This window comes from Sphingomonas sp. LM7, from assembly GCF_002002925.1.
Taxonomy (GTDB): Bacteria; Pseudomonadota; Alphaproteobacteria; order Sphingomonadales; family Sphingomonadaceae; genus Sphingomonas.
Genome location: NZ_CP019511.1, coordinates 1,611,985 through 1,626,712, shown reverse-complemented (window position 1 = coordinate 1,626,712; position 14,728 = coordinate 1,611,985). Strand labels below are relative to the sequence as shown.

The window sequence follows — 14,728 nt, the reverse complement described above, 5'->3', positions numbered from 1 at the left end:
GGTGAGGCGCGCCCGAGGCAGTGCCGAATGTTAGACGTAGCGCCGACCGAGTTGCTGCTTGTGGCCGTGGTGGCGCTGCTGGTGATCGGACCCAAGGATCTTCCCAAGGCGATGCGCTTTGTCGGCAAATGGGTCGGCAAGGCGCGTGGCGTGGCGCGACAATTCCGCTCGGGCTTCGACACGATGATCCGCGAATCCGAGCTTGCCGAGATGGAGAAGCAATGGGCCGCGGAGAACGAGCGCATCATGCGCGAGCATCCGCCCACCGCCGCGCTTCCCGCGCCGCAGCCCGATTCCTTCGCGCATGATCCGGCAATCGCTGCCGATATTGATGCCGATCCGGTGATGGTCGAGCAGCCCGCACTGTTCCCGGCGCAGGACGCGGCCGAGCCCGACGCCGCGGCGAAGCCCAAGCGGACCCGCAAGCCCAAGGCCTCAGCCCCGGACGAGCCGCAATCGTGAACGAAATCGACGACACCCAAGCGCCGCTGCTCGACCACCTGATCGAGCTCAGGCGCCGTCTTCTCTGGTCGCTCGCCGCGCTGGTAGTGGCGTTTGCGGGATGCCTGTATTTCGCGCGGCCGATCCTCGCCGTCCTCGTCGCACCGCTCAAGGCGGCGGGGCAGGTGACGATAATCAACACCGCAGTGACCGGCGGGTTCATCGTCGAGCTGAAGGTCGCGTTCTTCGCGGCGCTGATGCTCGCATTCCCGGTGATCGCCAACCAGCTGTGGCAGTTCGTCGCGCCGGGGCTCTACCGCAAGGAAAAGCGCGCGCTGTTGCCATTCCTGCTCGCGACGCCGGTGCTGTTCATCGCCGGCGCCTCGATGGCATATTTCATCGCGATTCCCGTGGCGCTCAAATTCCTGCTCGGCTTCCAGGGCGAGCTTGCCGGCGTGCAGCAGACGGCGATGCCCGAAGTGAACGAGTATCTGAAGTTCGTGATGCAGTTCATCTTCGGCTTCGGGATCTCGTTCCTGTTGCCAGTGCTACTGATGCTGCTCGAACATGCCGGGATCGTGACCTTCGAGCAGCTGCGCGGTGCATGGCGCTATGCCGTGGTCGGGGCGTTCGCCCTGTCGGCAGTGCTGACGCCGCCCGACGTGGGATCGCAGCTGCTGCTGGCAGTGCCGCTATGTGCGCTGTATTTCCTGGCGCTGGTCGCAATCTGGTTCACCCGGAAGCGGCGCCAGCGCGCCGAAAACGAAAGCGAAGTCGCTTCCTGATACGAAAAACCCCTCCCGGGACGGGGAGGGGCTTCGCAGACAATCGACCGAAATTCGGTCGGCGATTACTTCGCGTCGTCTGCAGTCTTCGCGACAGTGTCGCCAGCCGACGAAACGTCACGGCCAACGCCTTCAACGGTGTTGCAGGCCGAGACCAGGATCGCGCTCGCGAGCGCGGCACAGGTGAAAATCTTGCGCATTGAAACTCTCCAGCTTGGGACGAGGAAGAAATGCCCGGACAGCCGAAATCGTTCCGCGGCGGGCATGAAGCTGCCGGAGGCGGGATCGGATCTTTCGATGTCGGGAGAAAGTGTTAGGCCCGGAAGCATCACCGGGGGGGGGAGGGTTGATGCTTCCGGGCCCATGTCTTGGATAGCGAGAGCGGGGGGGCAAAAGGTCACTATCCGAATATCAAAACGAGCATTTCGGAACAGGGTTCCCGCCTCGGCACATTTTTTTTGAAATTATTTTGAAGAGGGTAAATTAGCCGGTGGGGCCACAAAAGCCCTTTCCCTGGGGCAGAGGACTGTCACGATTCCGAAGCCCGCGTAGCGGGTGGTGGAGGGCGCGTAGCTTGCGACCAAAGCACCTCAGGCCTGCCTGCACTCCCTGCGGAATGGGGAGGAGCTTGTAAATCCAGCTAGGGGCGTCCGGTGATCGCGATCGAGGCTTCATAGGCGCCGACCAGCGGGTCGTGGTGAAGCCGGGTACGCAGCTGCCGGGCGAGCCCGGCGATGATGCGGCCGTAGCGATTCTCGAGCAGCGCTTCCATTTCGGCGCTCTCCACCAGCGAAGGCGAATTGACGCGCAGGATCGCACGGTCGGGCTCGTCGCCACCCTTGATCGAGATGCGCACCTGTGCAGAAGGATTGCCGTTGACGGCGAGCTCGACGATCTCGGTGATCAGGAAGGCGACGGCGATCGCAACATCCTGGTTGACCAGCAGCGGCTCGATCTCGAGCGTGATGCCCAGCCCGGCGGCGCGCTCGGGCGCGGTGGCGCGGATATTGGCGGCAAGCTCGCCGATGATCGAGCGCAGATCGAGCCCGCGATTCTCCTCCAGCTCGGCATAGTGGTGGCGATGGACCACCGCGAGCGCATCGACTCGGCGCTGGATCGAAGAATAGGCCTCGGTCGCCTCGGCGCTCTTGGCGCCGCGCGCGTGGAAGTTGATCAGGCTGGAAATGACCTGCAGGTTGTTCTTCACCCGGTGATGGACTTCGCGGGTGAGCTTGGTCTGGCGCACCAGCCCCTCGGCCAGGTCCGATTCGTGCGCCTGCACCGTGCGGGTGATCTGCTGGAAGGTCTCGCCCAGCTCGCGGATTTCCTGCGCCGGGATCGCGCCGAAGCGCTTCATGTCGAGCACTTCGCCCGGCTGGTACTTGCCGACGCTGGTGCGCAGCCGGCGCAGCGGGCGGATCAGCAGGATGTCGACGACGAACCAGCTGATCGCCGCGGCGACGATCCACATCAGCACGAGCAGCACGGTGGTGAGGATCAGCGGCGAAGTGATCGGCGCTCCCGGCATCGACATTTCCAGCCCGAGCCGGTCGAGCGCGAGATCGCTGCGCGCGGTCTCGCGGCGGCCGAGAGGACCGGCAGTGCCGATCTGGCGCAACACCAGCCGCTGGTCGTTGCGGACCAGCGCGGCGCCGTAGTCGGGGACGAAGCCGCTCGGTCGGGCAAGCGCCGACAAGGCCGAGACAGGATACCATGCAGTCGCAGTCATGCCGCCATTGCCGCCGACGCGTATGGCAAGGCCGTCGGTGAGAATCGACACGCGTACTTCCGCCGGGCGAAGCGCGCCCGTCACCGGCAGCGTAAAGCGCTGGCCGCACAATACGCGGCCGCGGGAATCGACGATAGCGAAGCGCACACCACCCTGCGTCGCGAATCCGCCGGCGAGGCGGGTGCAGCTGTCGGCGTCGTGCGGATCGCGCTCCAGCGCACCGAGCGTGCCGCGCAGCTCGCTCGCTTCGTTGGTGAGAGCGTTCTCGACCACGCCCGAACTCTCGTCGGTGATCGCGCTGAGCCGCGCGCGTGCCTCGGTGTCAGCGGTGCGGGTGGTCTGGATCGTGATGAACAGGGCGATCAGCGCCAGTGGAAGCAGCGCGCCCACGAGGATCAGGAACAGCTTCGCGCCTGTCGGCATACGCGTCAGCGCCGCCGCGACACCCTTGGCACGCGGCTCCAGATCCGTACTGTCCATGATGCTTGGCTAGTCGAGCTTCTTCAGAAGGTCGAGAAGATCGTCGGGCACGGTCTCGCGAACGGCCTCGTCATAGGCTTGGCGCAGCGCATCGCCCAGGTTGCGGCTGGGCTTGCTGCTCTCCGTCCCGCCCTTTGACTTGGGCGACCCCTTTTTTTCATCCTTTGCCGAACGCACCAATTTCCCCCGTAAGGACCCGAGATGTCCGGGACCCGGACTGTTGAATACGCATGAGCACTCAGGTGCCCGATTAACGTCATGACGCCAGAGCGCAAGCATCCCGTTTATCGAGTGCGCGAGCGCCCTTGTGGCGCGCAAAACACCACATGGCTTGGGCGATGAAACCAAATAGCGCGTCGATTGTTCCACAGGCGATGCGAAATCCGGGGAGGGGCTCCTTCGGACAGCAGAAACGATTGCAATGCAGGCGTCGGGGCGCGAAAAGCGGCCCGCGCACTCGATGGAGAAAATTTCCCTTATGTCGCTTGGACAGCAACTCGCGCCGCACCTTCCCTTGCTTCGCCGCTATGCGCGCGCACTCACCGGCAGCCAGGCCGAAGGCGACCGTTATGTACGGGCCGCACTTGAAGCCATCGTCGCCGCGCCGGACCAGTTTCCCCGCGAAGTCGATCCGCGGCTCGGCCTCTATCGGACCTTCCAGGCGATCTGGCAGTCCACCCATCTCGAGGAAGAGGACATCATCGAGGATTCGTCGAACGAAGCCGAGATGATTGCCCGCAAGCGCCTCGCCCGCCTTACGCCACTGTCGCGCCAGGCGCTGCTACTGACCACGGTCGAGGGCTTCAGCATCGAGGATGCCGGCTATCTTATCGAAGAGGATCCCGCGCAGGTGTCGCAGCTCGTCGCCGATGCAGTCGCTGAGATCGAGCGTCAGACGCGTACCCGCGTGATGATCATCGAAGACGAGCCGCTGATCGCGATGGACCTCGAGCAGATCGTCCGCGATCTCGGCCATGAAGTCACTGGCGTCGCCGTCACGCGCGACGAAGCGGTGGCATTGGCGATGGAGGACCGTCCGGGCCTCGTCCTCGCCGACATCCAGTTGGCCGACGACAGTTCTGGTATCGATGCGGTCAAGGACATTCTGGCCGAGTTCAGCGTGCCAGTGATCTTCATCACGGCGTTCCCGGAGCGCCTGCTGACCGGCGAGCGGCCCGAGCCGACCTTCCTAATCACCAAGCCCTTCCAGCGAGAGACGGTGAAGACGACGATCAGCCAGGCGCTGTTCTTCGATCAGGCGACCGTGCCCGCTACGGCCTGAAAAAATCCGGCGCGGGTTCCACACGATACGGACCCAAAACGGTTTTCGTGGGTTGAGACTGTATGGCTGAGAACGACGAAACCATCCATGTCTCCACCGATCGCGCCCGCGCCGGTACAACGCCGCACATGACTCGCTATGTGCTGGGCTTCGGCCTGGCGCTGGTGATCATCGCCTTCGCTATCATTCTCTGGTCCTGACCTTTCTGGGCCGTTTCTGAAAATGCTGGCAATCGCGCCCGCGGCGCCTATCTCCAATACACGCGGCCTTTCCGCACGCGTAATTGAACGGGATCGAATGACTGAGTCCGAACAGCCTGACGATCGCGACGACGACGCGGCAGCCGAGCCGCCTTACGTCCACGTCGCGCTCTCCGATCCGGAGTTCAAGAAGCAACTGGCGACGGTAATTCCGCATCTGCGCGCCTTCGGGCGTTCGCTGTCGGGAAGCCGCGATCTCGCCGATGATCTGGTGCAAGAGACGTTGCTCAAGGCCTGGGCGGCGCGTCAGCGCTTCCAGGCGGGCACCAATATGCGCGCCTGGACCTTTATCATCCTGCGCAATCTCTATCTCTCGCAGATGCGCCGCGCGCGCTTCAAGGGCGAGTGGGACGATCTGGTCGCCGATCGGCTGCTGGCTGCGCCCGCCAGCCAGGATCGCCATGTCGAACTGAACGACATGCAGCGCGCCTTGCTGCACTTGCCACAGCCCCAGCGCGAGGCGCTGATCCTCGTCGGTGCGGGCGGCTTCGCCTATGAAGAGGCGGCCGAAATCTGCAATGTGGCAGTCGGCACGATCAAGAGCCGCGTTGCGCGTGGCCGCGTCGCGCTCGAATCGTTGCTCACCGAGGGGCAATTGCCGTCGCGCCGCGACAGCCTGCCCAATCCCGGTGGCAAGAGCGCGCTCGACACGATCATGGGCGAAGTCGACGACCTCAGCCGCGACCGCTGAACTTCCCCTAATTGCGATGTCGCAGAAGCGCGCTTTGCTCGCGCGACGAATTCCGCGTGGTCAGATCAATACCGGACCGAAATCTCGTGGCGGTTGAGGCGGTGCAGCAGTGCCGCCATATCGTCGGGCACGCCGGCTTGGCGGTCAAACGCATCGCGTAGCGACAGCCCAATGGCATCGCTGGCGCGAGGGCCCTCGACGCGATAAGCGCGGAGAGGAGCCTCGGGGGCGGAGCAGGATGAAGAGCGGGTCACGATACAAAAACGCCTCAGAAACACATTTGTTGCTTGACATTGCTGAATGTGTTGTTCGCGATGCGTATCGACAAGGGGTTTCGCTGTGATTTCCCGAGACTTGCAGGATGCGGTCGATCGCGCACGCGGGCATTCTACATTCCTCGCAATGTTGCTGGAACGCGAGTCGCATCTGCTCGGCGACCTGGAGCAGGCACTAGACGATCCGCTGGCGGCTGCGCGTAGTTTCGATGCCGAAACCGCTGAATCGCGCAAGCTGCGGCTGTCTCGGCGGCGGCTGGCGCTACTCGTCGCGCTGGGCGATCTCGCGGGCCGGTTCGATCTGACCAAGGTCACCGGCCTGTTGAGCGACTTTGCCGACGATGCGCTGGACCGGGCGATTCGCGCGGCGATCGGCGAGCGGACGCCCGATGCCGAGCCGGTCGGGTTCGCAGCGATCGCGCTGGGCAAGCAGGGCAGCCGCGAGCTCAATTACTCGTCGGATATAGATCCGATCCTGATCTTCGATCCGGCGACGCTGCCCTGCCGACCACGCGAAGCGCCCGAGGATGCGGCGGTGCGGATCGGCCGGCGGGTGATCGAATTGCTCCAGTCGCGCGATGCTGACGGCTATGTCATGCGCGTCGACTTGCGGCTGCGGCCCTCGCCCGAAGTCACGCCGATTGCGTTGCCGGTAGAGGCGGCGATCTCATACTATGAATCGCAGGCGCTGCCCTGGGAGCGCGCGGCATTCATCCGCGCACGGGCCTGCGCCGGCGATGCCGGGCTGGGCGAATATTTCCTCTCGGCGATCCGGCCGTTCGTGTGGCGTCGCGCCGTCGATTACGGCACGATCCGCGAGATCCGCGACATTTCGCGCCGGATCCGCGATCATTACGCCCAGGCCCAGGCGTTCGGCCCCGGCTATGATCTCAAGCGCGGCCGCGGCGGCATCCGCGAGATCGAGTTCTTCGCGCAGATACACCAGCTGATCCATGGCGGGCGCGATCCTGCACTGCGCGTGCCGGCGACGCGCGACGCGCTGGCAGCGCTCGCCGCCGACGGGCGGATCGATGCTGGGGATGCCGCGGCGCTGACCGCCGCCTATGTCGAGTTCCGCACCATCGAGCACCGGCTGCAGATGGTCGATGACCTACAGACCCACACGCTGCCGTCGAACCCGCAAGCACTCGACAATGTCGCGGCGCTGCACGGACTGGCGAACGGCGCCGCGTTGATCGAGCAACTGCGCCCGCATGTCGAGCGCGTCGGCACGCGCTATGACTCGCTCGCCGGCGACGAAGAGCCGCGGCTGCCTTCCGATTCCGAAACGCTGGAGGCGCGGCTGGCGGCGGCGGGGTTCGCGAATGCCGCCGGCGCGCTGCGCATTGTCGAGGGCTGGCGCGGCGGCGGCTATCCGGCGTTGCGCAGCCCCCAAGCGCGCGAGGCGCTGGAGGCGCTACTGCCCGGGCTGGTCGATGCCTTCGCCCAGGCGCCCGACAGCACGCATGCGATCACTCGTTTCGATGCGATGCTGTCGCGCCTGCCGAGCGCGATCAACTTCTTCCGCCTGCTCGAAGCGCAGCCTGGGCTGCGCCAGTTGATGAGCACGATCCTGTGCCACGCGCCGACGCTGGCCGAGCAATTGGGCCGCCGCGCCGAGCTGCTCGACGGCCTGATCGACGCCAGCGCGCTCGATCCCGTTGCCGAGATTCCGGCGCTGATCGCCGAGATGGCCGCATGCGAGCGCGGCGCCGACTATCAATGGCAGCTCGAGCATGTCCGGCGGCTGGTGGGCGAGAAGCGTTTTGCGCTCGGCGCGCAGATTATCGCCGGGGCCAGCGATCCGCTCGACGTGTCGCACGGCTATGCGCGGATCGCCGAAGCCGCGATCGAGGTCCTCGCCGCCGCGACTGTGGCGGAGTTCGAGCGCGCGCATGGCCGGGTGCAGGACAGCGAGCTCGTCATCCTCGCGCTCGGGCGGATGGGCGGGCAGGCGCTCACCCATGCCTCCGATCTCGACCTCGTCTATCTGTTCACCGGCGACTATGCGGCGGAGTCCGACGGCCCCAAGCCGCTGGGCGCGGTGATCTATTATAACCGCCTCGCGCAGCGGGTGACCGCCGCGCTGTCGGTCGCCACCGCCGCGGGCCCCCTCTACGACGTCGATACCCGGCTGCGGCCCTCGGGCGCGCAGGGGCCGCTCTCGGTCTCGCTCGATGCGTTCGCGCGCTACCAGCACGAGGACGCCTGGACCTGGGAGCATATGGCGCTCACCCGCGCGCGGCCGGTATTCGGCTCGATCGCGGCGCGGGCGGCAGTGCAGGCTATCGTCGATGATGTGCTGCAAGGCGCGCGGCCGGAGCGCGACATCCTCGCCGACGCGACCAAGATGCGTGAGGAGATGGCGTCGCACAAACCGCCTGCGGGGCCGCTCGACGCCAAGCTGCTGCCCGGTGGGCTCGTCGATCTCGAATTCGCGGTCCATGTCCTCCAGCTCCAGCACCGCACTGCGTTCGATCCGCGGCTTGGCAAGGCGATCGACATGCTGGTGGCGCAGGGGCTGCTCTCGCCGGCGATGCCTAGCGCCTATGGCTTGCTCTCGCGCTTGCTGGTGACGTTGCGGCTGGTCGCGCCCGATGCGCAACCGCCCGGCGAGGCGAGCCAGGCGCTGATCGCTCGCGCCGTGGGGCTCGAATCCTGGGGCGGCGTGGTTGCCTCGCTCGAAGCGACCCGTCAGGAGGTAGGCGCGTGCTGGGCGGCGATCCGCGCCGGCGACGGACGGAGACCAGGATGATCAATCAGGGCGACAGACTTCCCGCAGTCGAGCTGGAAGGGGCCGACGGGCCGTTCCGGCTCGCAGACCATCAGGGCCCGTTGGTCCTCTATTTCTATCCCAAGGACGACACGGCCGGCTGCACTCGCGAGGCGCAGGACTTCTCGGCGCTGCTGCCCGAATTCGCCGCGCTCGGCGTCGAACTGCTCGGGGTGTCGAAGGACAGTGCTGCCAAACACGGGAAATTCGCGGTCAAATACGACCTGACCGTGCCGCTCGCCACCGATGCCGAGGGCGTGGCCATGGAGGCGTTCGGCGTGTGGGTGGAGAAGCAGCTCTACGGCCGCCGCTATATGGGCGTCGATCGTTCGACCTTCCTGTTTGCGGCCGACGGCACGCTGTTCCGCGCATGGCGCAAGGTGCGCGTTCCCGGCCATGCCGAGGCAGTGCTCGCGGCGGCGAAAGCGATGCTCGCCGCGTGACCCGCAGCGTCGCCGAAGCAGTGCGCGCCGTATCGGATGCGCGCGCGCCGCTGGCGAAGATCAAGGCGGCGCGGGCGGCGGCGCGGGATTGGCGGCTGGGCCGGCTCGACCATCGCTTCGATGTGGCGATGCCTGATCGACCGGCGCGGCCGGAACATCCCGAGCTGCTGCCGCCGAACCGCATGCCAAAGCGCCGCAAGGGCGGCTCCGAGCGTGGCCGGATCGCGATGATCCATGCGCTGGCGCATATCGAATTCGCCGCGATCGATCTGGCATTCGACGCCGTCGGGCGGTTCGGCGGTCAGTTTCCGCGCGGCTTCACCGATGACTGGATGCAGGTCGGTGCCGACGAGGCGATGCATTTCGCGCTGCTCGACCGGCGGCTCAAGCAGCTCGGCAGCCATTATGGCGCGCTGCCGGCGCATGACGGATTGTGGGACGCCGCGGCTGCAACCGCGCACGATGCGCTGGCGCGGCTGGCAGTGGTTCCGATGGTGTTGGAGGCGCGCGGCCTAGACGTCACGCCGGCCGCGATCGGGCGGTTCGAAGCCGTCGGTGATACCGCTACCGCGCGCATTTTAACACGCATTTTCAACGACGAAATCCGCCATGTCGGAGCCGGCACGCGCTGGTTCGAATCGCGGTGTGATGAACAAGGTTTTAACCCCGAAACGACGTGGCACGACCTCGTCCGCACCCATTATCGGGGTCTGATTAAACCTCCATTCAACGACTCGGCGCGCGACTCAGCCGGTCTGACGCGTGGTTACTACGCGCCTATTGCAGTGCCCTGATTTCTCAGGCCAAACCCCACAACGTCCAAAATGCGGAGGGGCTGCTGCTTGGACATCGTTATTTTTGGAAGCCGATCACCGGGTCGCATCGGTGCGTGCTTGCCTGACTTGCCGGGGACTCATGGCTGACGCTTCGAACAAGAATAATGCGAACCTGAGCCAACGGTTCCGCAAGTTTTTCACCACCCGCGATTTTATTTTCCATGACGGTCGCGATCTGCGCCGCTTCAGCGTCGCCGGCCGCACCCAGGCGCTGTTCGCCGGCGCTGCCGCGATCACCGTGCTGTTCTCCGGCTATGGCGTGTCGCAGGCGATGGCCGGCGCGATCGCCGTCAGTGGGGTCACCGCAGTGCCCGGCTCGCCCGAGGCGCAGGTCGCTCAGATGCGCGCGCAGGTGAACCGCATGCAGGCCGAAGTCGCTGCCGCCAAGGAAGCCGCCAAGCTCCATGCCGCCCGGGTCGAGCAGCGCCAGGCGCTGATCTCCGCGGTGCTCTCGGGCAAGACCGATCCTGGTGCGCTCGATCACGCGCTTCCCGCTGTCGCCGGCAAGACGAGCGGCGTTGCTGCCGAGATGCTCGCTCCCTTGCGCGAAGTCGAGCAGCGCCAGGTCGCGCTGGCCGGCAAGGCCCGCGCTGCCGGTGAGGCCCGCTACCAGCAGACTGCCGTACAGTTCCGCCGCCTCGGCCTCGCGCCCGAGCGCTATGTCCGCATCGTCAGCGGCGCGATGGGCGGCCCGTTCGAGCCGCTTGACGCCAACGACACTGCCGCTGGTTCGGATTCGGCCGAGAGCGCCGACGCCCAGTTCCGCGCGCTGTTCTTGACCTGGAAGAAGCTCGACGCGCTCGAGCAGACGGTGATTTCGATCCCGTCGATGCAGCCGGTCGACAAGCTGCTCTTCACCTCCAGCTTCGGCGTCCGCTCGGATCCGTTCCGCGGCACCGCGGCGATGCACGCTGGCGTCGATATCCCCGGTGCGATCGGCACGCCGATCTATGCCACTGCCGATGGCGTGATCAGCCATGCCGGCCGCCAGGGCGGCTACGGCAATCTCGTCCAGATCAACCATGGCCGCGGCATCGAGACGCGCTACGGCCATCTCTCCAAGATCCTGGTGGCCGACAACACCCGCGTTCGCCGCGGCCAGATGATCGGCCTGATGGGCTCGACCGGCCGCTCGACCGGCAGCCATCTCCATTATGAAGTTCGCGTCGACGGGAAGGCAGTCAATCCGATCCCGTTCCTGCAGAGCGGCGAGTATCTCGCCTCTGCCCAGGATCGCGCGGCGGGCGGCGTAGGCGGCCCCGCCAAGTAAGAGGCAGGAGAGGAGAGGGGCCGTCCGTGAGGCGGCCCCCACCCTCACGCCTCTTTTCTGCGAGAGCCGACAGGTATATCCTGCTGCCATGGCCAAGCTTTCCCCATCGCGTCGGAATTCGTCACGACCGGAGGCCGACGCGTATGACGCCTGGTTCCGCGCCAAGGTTAAGAAGGCGATGAACTCTAGCGAGCCGTCAATTACCCATGATGAGGTGATGCGCGAGATGCGCGCTATCATTGATAGCTATCGCAATGCCTCCGATACGCTGGCGTCCTGAGGCGCGCGCCCAGCTTTCCGCCATCACGCATTATATCGCTCGGCGAAGTCCCGCACCGGCAGGGCCTCTGTCTGCTGCGATTGCACATATCGCGTCGCAACTGCCTGCGCACCCTCATATATATCGGCCCGGTCACATCGCTACAGCGTCGGGGACACGATCGAGTTTCTATCCGTTCTCCACGCCCGCCAGCAATATTCCTGAATCCCGCGCTTGCATTGCCCTTCGTCGCGCTGCGCCCTATCTCGGCCACATGGCAACCATTACCCAGCCTGACATCGCACTCACGCCCGCCGCTGCGGCGCGCGTCGCTGCGATTGCCGCGAAACAGTCCAAGCCGGCGATCCTGCGGCTTTCGGTCGAGGGTGGGGGTTGTTCGGGCTTCCAATACAAGTTCGGCATGGCCGAGGCGCCCGAGCAGGACGACCTTGTCGCCGAGACCGACGGCGTCCTGCTGGTGGTCGATTCGATCAGTCTCGATCTCGTCCGCGGTGCGCAGGTTGATTTCGTCGACAATCTCGGCGGCGCGCATTTCGCGGTGACCAATCCCAACGCGGCGTCGGGCTGCGGCTGCGGCACCAGCTTTTCGGTCTGACTGCTTTGAAAATCGTCAGCTACAACGTCAACGGGATCAAGGCGCGCATGGAGCGCCTGCTCGAATATCTGGACGAGCAGAGGCCCGACGTGGTGTGTCTTCAGGAGCTCAAGGGCGCTGACGAGACACTGCCGGTCAAGGACTTCGAGGCCGCGGGCTATGGCGCGGTGTGGCATGGGCAGAAGGGCTTCAACGGCGTCGCCGTGCTGGCGCGCGATGCCCAGCCGATCGAGCGCCAGCGCGGCCTCGCGGGCGATCCCGAAGATGCGCATAGCCGCTATATCGAAGTCGAGATCGGCGATCTGGTGGTCGCCTCCATCTATCTGCCCAACGGCAACCCGCAGCCCGGTCCCAAGTTCGACTACAAGCTCAAATGGATGGACCGGTTGGCTGACCGTGCGCGGGCGTTGCTTGCCGAGGAGCGGCCGGTAGTGCTGGCGGGCGACTATAACGTCATCCCCAATGACGACGATACGTTCTCGGTACGCGCGATGGCGAGCGACGCGCTGATGCAGCCCGAATCGCGTGCACGCTATCGCAGCTTGCTCGCCCAGGGCTGGACCGATGCGCTGCGCACGCGCTTCCCCGCCGGCGGAATCTGGACCTTCTGGGACTATCAGGCCGGCGCGTGGCAGCGCGACGCGGGTTTCCGCATCGATCACCTGTTGCTGAGCCCGCAGGCAGCCGATCGGCTGGCTGGTGCCGGCGTCGACAAGGACTATCGCGGCCGCGAGCGCGCCAGCGATCATGCTCCGACCTGGGTAACGCTGCGCTGAGCTGCGCGGGGCCGGACGCCGAATTCGGCTCTGACCGCTTCCGGACAGTCGCCACTGTCCCTTTCCGAACACCGTTTGGGGCAGGACGCCAATTCTTGGCGTGTATTGCCGTGTTATGGCGGTGACTTGTGAGTGTCACAATGCCAAGTGTTTGAGACTGCACGATAGTTCATTTTGGCACGGTGGGTGCAATGCTTGGGAGGCAGGCGGAACGAGGGAGCGCCTGGTGTCCACAAGTACAAGGAGTAGAGGGAAATGACTTTCAATCGCACCACCGGCCGCGTCTCCAGCGTTGCCGCCGCCATGATCGCTGCAGCCGTTCTCGTCGCGGGCGCCACCGCACCGGCTTATGCCGCGGATCCGACCACCGGCGCCGGCTCGGCCGCACCAGCCAAGGTCGAGAAGTCCGAGCGCTACTGCGTCGTCGAGACGCCCACCGGTAGCCATCGCCGCCAGAAGATCTGCCGCACCCGCGCCGAATGGATCGCGCGCACCGGCCACGATCCGGTCAACGAAGTCCGCAAGTAAGCAGTAAGGGCCCGCGGCGGCAGCGCTCCCGCCGCGGGCCTGATTCTCAGAGCGCTTTCTGGTAGATCACATATTCGCGGTTGATGCGGCTCTCGATGGTTTCGGCGATGGCGATCATCCCCTGATTGTCGTCGAGCACCCAGCCGATCTCGCCGCGGCTCGCCCCATAGATCGGGACCGCGGCGCGGCGGATATATTCGATCATCATGAAGGCCAGCTGGCTCGCCATCCGCGAGCTCTGCAGCCGTTTCACCACGCCCATCAGCGGCACACGCATCGTCCGCACCTTCGGCTTGCGCAGCCATAGCAGCAGCTTGGCCCAGCCGAAGGGGAACAGGCTGCCCTTGAGGGGCTGGAGCGCCTCGTTGAAGTCGGGGAGGGTGATCATGAACGCCACCGGCTCGCCATCGAGCTCTGAGATCATGATCAGATCCTCGAACACCAGCGGCTTGAGCTTCTTACCGACGTCGTCGATCTCAGGCTGGGTCAGCGGCACGAAGCCCCAATTGTCCGACCATGCATCGTTGAGGATGCCTAGGATGATCGCGGCTTCCTCGTCGAAGCGCGACTTGTCCACCTTGCGCACCCGGATCCGCGCATTCTTTTCGCCTGCGGCGATGATGCGCTGGACGATCGGCGGGAATTGCTGGGTTATGTCGAGGTCGTAGGTCAGCAGCTTCTTGGCGGGCGCATAGCCCAGCGCCTCGATCCAGCCCTGATACCGCGCGGGATGATGCCCCATCAGCACCGTTGGCGCGTGATCCTGTCCCTTCACCAGCAGCCCGGGCTCTTCCCAGATCGACAGGCTGACGGGACCGAGCGCGCGAGTCATCCCTTTGTTGCGCAGCCATTGCTCGGCCTGCGCGATTAGGGCGACAGCAGTCGCTTCGTCTGCGGCCTCAAACAATCCCCAGAAACCGGTGCCGGGTCCGAAGCCCTGCTCGGGCGGCATTTCCAGCGCAAGGCGATCGATATGTGCCGAAATCCGCCCCACCGGCTTGCCATTGCGCTCGGCGAGGAAAAGCTGCGCCTCGGCATGGCTGAACCAGCCGTTCTTGCCGGGAGAAATCGTCGCCTTCACTTCGCTGCGTAGTGGCGCGACCCAGTGCGGATCGTCGCCGTTCAGCTGATACGCGAGTTCGACGAAAGCGTTGATGTCCGCCTTGTTGACGACGGGGCGGATCGCGGGTGCGGGCATGAAAACGGGCCTTTGCGAGAGTTGCGCCGAAGTCCCGCTAGAGGGCCGTGCTTGTCAAGCACAACCTGCCGCGCCGCGGCATCCCC

17 protein-coding genes are annotated in these 14,728 nt (G+C 65.4%); 13 read left to right on the top strand and 4 right to left on the bottom strand.

Annotation, left to right across the window (positions count from 1 at the left end):
* Positions 1-27: 27 nt before the first annotated feature.
* Positions 28-462, top strand: coding sequence for a Sec-independent protein translocase protein TatB (gene tatB, locus BXU08_RS07330; protein ID WP_077509459.1), 435 nt, complete (start codon positions 28-30; stop codon positions 460-462).
* Entirely contained in the window at positions 459-1,226 is a 768-nt protein-coding gene (tatC, locus tag BXU08_RS07325; protein ID WP_077509458.1) for a twin-arginine translocase subunit TatC, read from the top strand. The genes tatB and tatC overlap by 4 nt, the downstream gene beginning before the upstream one ends.
* Before the next feature lie 65 nt (positions 1,227-1,291).
* Here tatC and BXU08_RS07320 read toward each other — a convergent pair whose 3' ends face one another.
* The 3 genes from BXU08_RS07320 to BXU08_RS20305 form a co-directional block, all read right to left on the bottom strand.
* The gene (locus tag BXU08_RS07320) at positions 1,292-1,426 is read right to left on the bottom strand and encodes an entericidin A/B family lipoprotein (RefSeq protein ID WP_077509457.1); all 135 of its coding nucleotides are present in this window, start codon (positions 1,424-1,426) and stop codon (positions 1,292-1,294) included.
* 440 nt (positions 1,427-1,866) lie between these two features.
* Positions 1,867-3,435 carry a sensor histidine kinase gene (locus BXU08_RS07315; protein WP_253190539.1) on the bottom strand — a complete coding sequence of 523 codons (1,569 nt, stop codon included), beginning with the start codon at positions 3,433-3,435 and terminating at the stop codon, positions 1,867-1,869.
* Between the two features lie 9 nt (positions 3,436-3,444).
* Positions 3,445-3,612, bottom strand: a complete 168-nt coding sequence (locus BXU08_RS20305) for a NepR family anti-sigma factor (protein ID WP_253190538.1) — start codon at positions 3,610-3,612, stop codon at positions 3,445-3,447.
* Between the two features lie 301 nt (positions 3,613-3,913).
* Between BXU08_RS20305 and BXU08_RS07310 the strand changes: the two genes are divergently transcribed.
* The 11 genes from BXU08_RS07310 (at position 3,914) to BXU08_RS07265 (ending at position 13,444) form a co-directional block, all read left to right on the top strand.
* Positions 3,914-4,717, top strand: coding sequence for a response regulator (locus BXU08_RS07310; RefSeq protein WP_077509456.1), 804 nt, complete (start codon positions 3,914-3,916; stop codon positions 4,715-4,717).
* A gap of 62 nt (positions 4,718-4,779) precedes the next feature.
* Positions 4,780-4,917: a hypothetical protein gene (locus BXU08_RS20005; protein ID WP_171982454.1), complete on the top strand. Its 138-nt coding sequence runs from the start codon at positions 4,780-4,782 to the stop codon at positions 4,915-4,917.
* A 97-nt stretch (positions 4,918-5,014) separates the two neighbouring features.
* Entirely contained in the window at positions 5,015-5,668 is a 654-nt protein-coding gene (locus BXU08_RS07305) for a sigma-70 family RNA polymerase sigma factor (protein WP_077509455.1), read from the top strand.
* A 300-nt stretch (positions 5,669-5,968) separates the two neighbouring features.
* Complete coding sequence (locus BXU08_RS07300; RefSeq protein WP_376787772.1) at positions 5,969-8,698, top strand: bifunctional [glutamine synthetase] adenylyltransferase/[glutamine synthetase]-adenylyl-L-tyrosine phosphorylase; 2,730 nt, start codon at positions 5,969-5,971, stop codon at positions 8,696-8,698.
* Positions 8,695-9,159 (top strand): peroxiredoxin, encoded by a 465-nt coding sequence (locus BXU08_RS07295; protein WP_077512125.1) that lies wholly within the window; start codon positions 8,695-8,697, stop codon positions 9,157-9,159. The genes BXU08_RS07300 and BXU08_RS07295 overlap by 4 nt, the downstream gene beginning before the upstream one ends.
* Positions 9,156-9,953: a ferritin-like domain-containing protein gene (locus BXU08_RS07290; RefSeq protein WP_253190537.1), complete on the top strand. Its 798-nt coding sequence runs from the start codon at positions 9,156-9,158 to the stop codon at positions 9,951-9,953. The genes BXU08_RS07295 and BXU08_RS07290 overlap by 4 nt, the downstream gene beginning before the upstream one ends.
* 121 nt (positions 9,954-10,074) lie before the next feature.
* Complete coding sequence (locus BXU08_RS07285) at positions 10,075-11,265, top strand: M23 family metallopeptidase (protein WP_077509453.1); 1,191 nt, start codon at positions 10,075-10,077, stop codon at positions 11,263-11,265.
* A gap of 88 nt (positions 11,266-11,353) precedes the next feature.
* On the top strand, positions 11,354-11,545 hold the full coding sequence (locus tag BXU08_RS07280) for a hypothetical protein (RefSeq protein WP_077509452.1): 192 nt from the start codon (positions 11,354-11,356) through the stop codon (positions 11,543-11,545).
* A gap of 253 nt (positions 11,546-11,798) precedes the next feature.
* The gene (gene erpA, locus BXU08_RS20300) at positions 11,799-12,140 is read left to right on the top strand and encodes an iron-sulfur cluster insertion protein ErpA (protein ID WP_077509451.1); all 342 of its coding nucleotides are present in this window, start codon (positions 11,799-11,801) and stop codon (positions 12,138-12,140) included.
* Positions 12,141-12,145: 5 nt separating this feature from the next.
* Positions 12,146-12,916 carry an exodeoxyribonuclease III gene (xth, locus tag BXU08_RS07270; RefSeq protein WP_077509450.1) on the top strand — a complete coding sequence of 257 codons (771 nt, stop codon included), beginning with the start codon at positions 12,146-12,148 and terminating at the stop codon, positions 12,914-12,916.
* Positions 12,917-13,171: 255 nt separating this feature from the next.
* Entirely contained in the window at positions 13,172-13,444 is a 273-nt protein-coding gene (locus BXU08_RS07265) for a hypothetical protein (protein ID WP_253190536.1), read from the top strand.
* Between the two features lie 46 nt (positions 13,445-13,490).
* On the opposite strand, the gene BXU08_RS07260 is transcribed toward BXU08_RS07265, so the two are convergent.
* Positions 13,491-14,642 carry an N-acetyltransferase gene (locus BXU08_RS07260; protein ID WP_077509449.1) on the bottom strand — a complete coding sequence of 384 codons (1,152 nt, stop codon included), beginning with the start codon at positions 14,640-14,642 and terminating at the stop codon, positions 13,491-13,493.
* Between the last annotated feature and the right edge of the window lie 86 nt (positions 14,643-14,728).

Bases quoted from the DNA above. Each gene is read 5' to 3' on its own strand.
- BXU08_RS07280 (WP_077509452.1), top strand. From the start codon at position 11,354: ATGGCCAAGCTTTCCCCATCGCGTCGGAATTCGTCACGACCGGAGGCC.
- BXU08_RS07305 (WP_077509455.1), top strand. From the start codon at position 5,015: ATGACTGAGTCCGAACAGCCTGACGATCGCGACGACGACGCGGCAGCC.
- BXU08_RS20005 (WP_171982454.1), top strand. From the start codon at position 4,780: ATGGCTGAGAACGACGAAACCATCCATGTCTCCACCGATCGCGCCCGC.
- erpA (WP_077509451.1), top strand. From the start codon at position 11,799: ATGGCAACCATTACCCAGCCTGACATCGCACTCACGCCCGCCGCTGCG.
- BXU08_RS07285 (WP_077509453.1), top strand. From the start codon at position 10,075: ATGGCTGACGCTTCGAACAAGAATAATGCGAACCTGAGCCAACGGTTC.
- BXU08_RS07265 (WP_253190536.1), top strand. From the start codon at position 13,172: ATGACTTTCAATCGCACCACCGGCCGCGTCTCCAGCGTTGCCGCCGCC.
- BXU08_RS07295 (WP_077512125.1), top strand. From the start codon at position 8,695: ATGATCAATCAGGGCGACAGACTTCCCGCAGTCGAGCTGGAAGGGGCC.
- BXU08_RS07300 (WP_376787772.1), top strand. From the start codon at position 5,969: ATGTGTTGTTCGCGATGCGTATCGACAAGGGGTTTCGCTGTGATTTCC.
- BXU08_RS07315 (WP_253190539.1), bottom strand. From the start codon at position 3,435: ATGGACAGTACGGATCTGGAGCCGCGTGCCAAGGGTGTCGCGGCGGCG.
- BXU08_RS07320 (WP_077509457.1), bottom strand. From the start codon at position 1,426: ATGCGCAAGATTTTCACCTGTGCCGCGCTCGCGAGCGCGATCCTGGTC.
- BXU08_RS07260 (WP_077509449.1), bottom strand. From the start codon at position 14,642: ATGCCCGCACCCGCGATCCGCCCCGTCGTCAACAAGGCGGACATCAAC.
- BXU08_RS07310 (WP_077509456.1), top strand. From the start codon at position 3,914: ATGTCGCTTGGACAGCAACTCGCGCCGCACCTTCCCTTGCTTCGCCGC.
- tatB (WP_077509459.1), top strand. From the start codon at position 28: ATGTTAGACGTAGCGCCGACCGAGTTGCTGCTTGTGGCCGTGGTGGCG.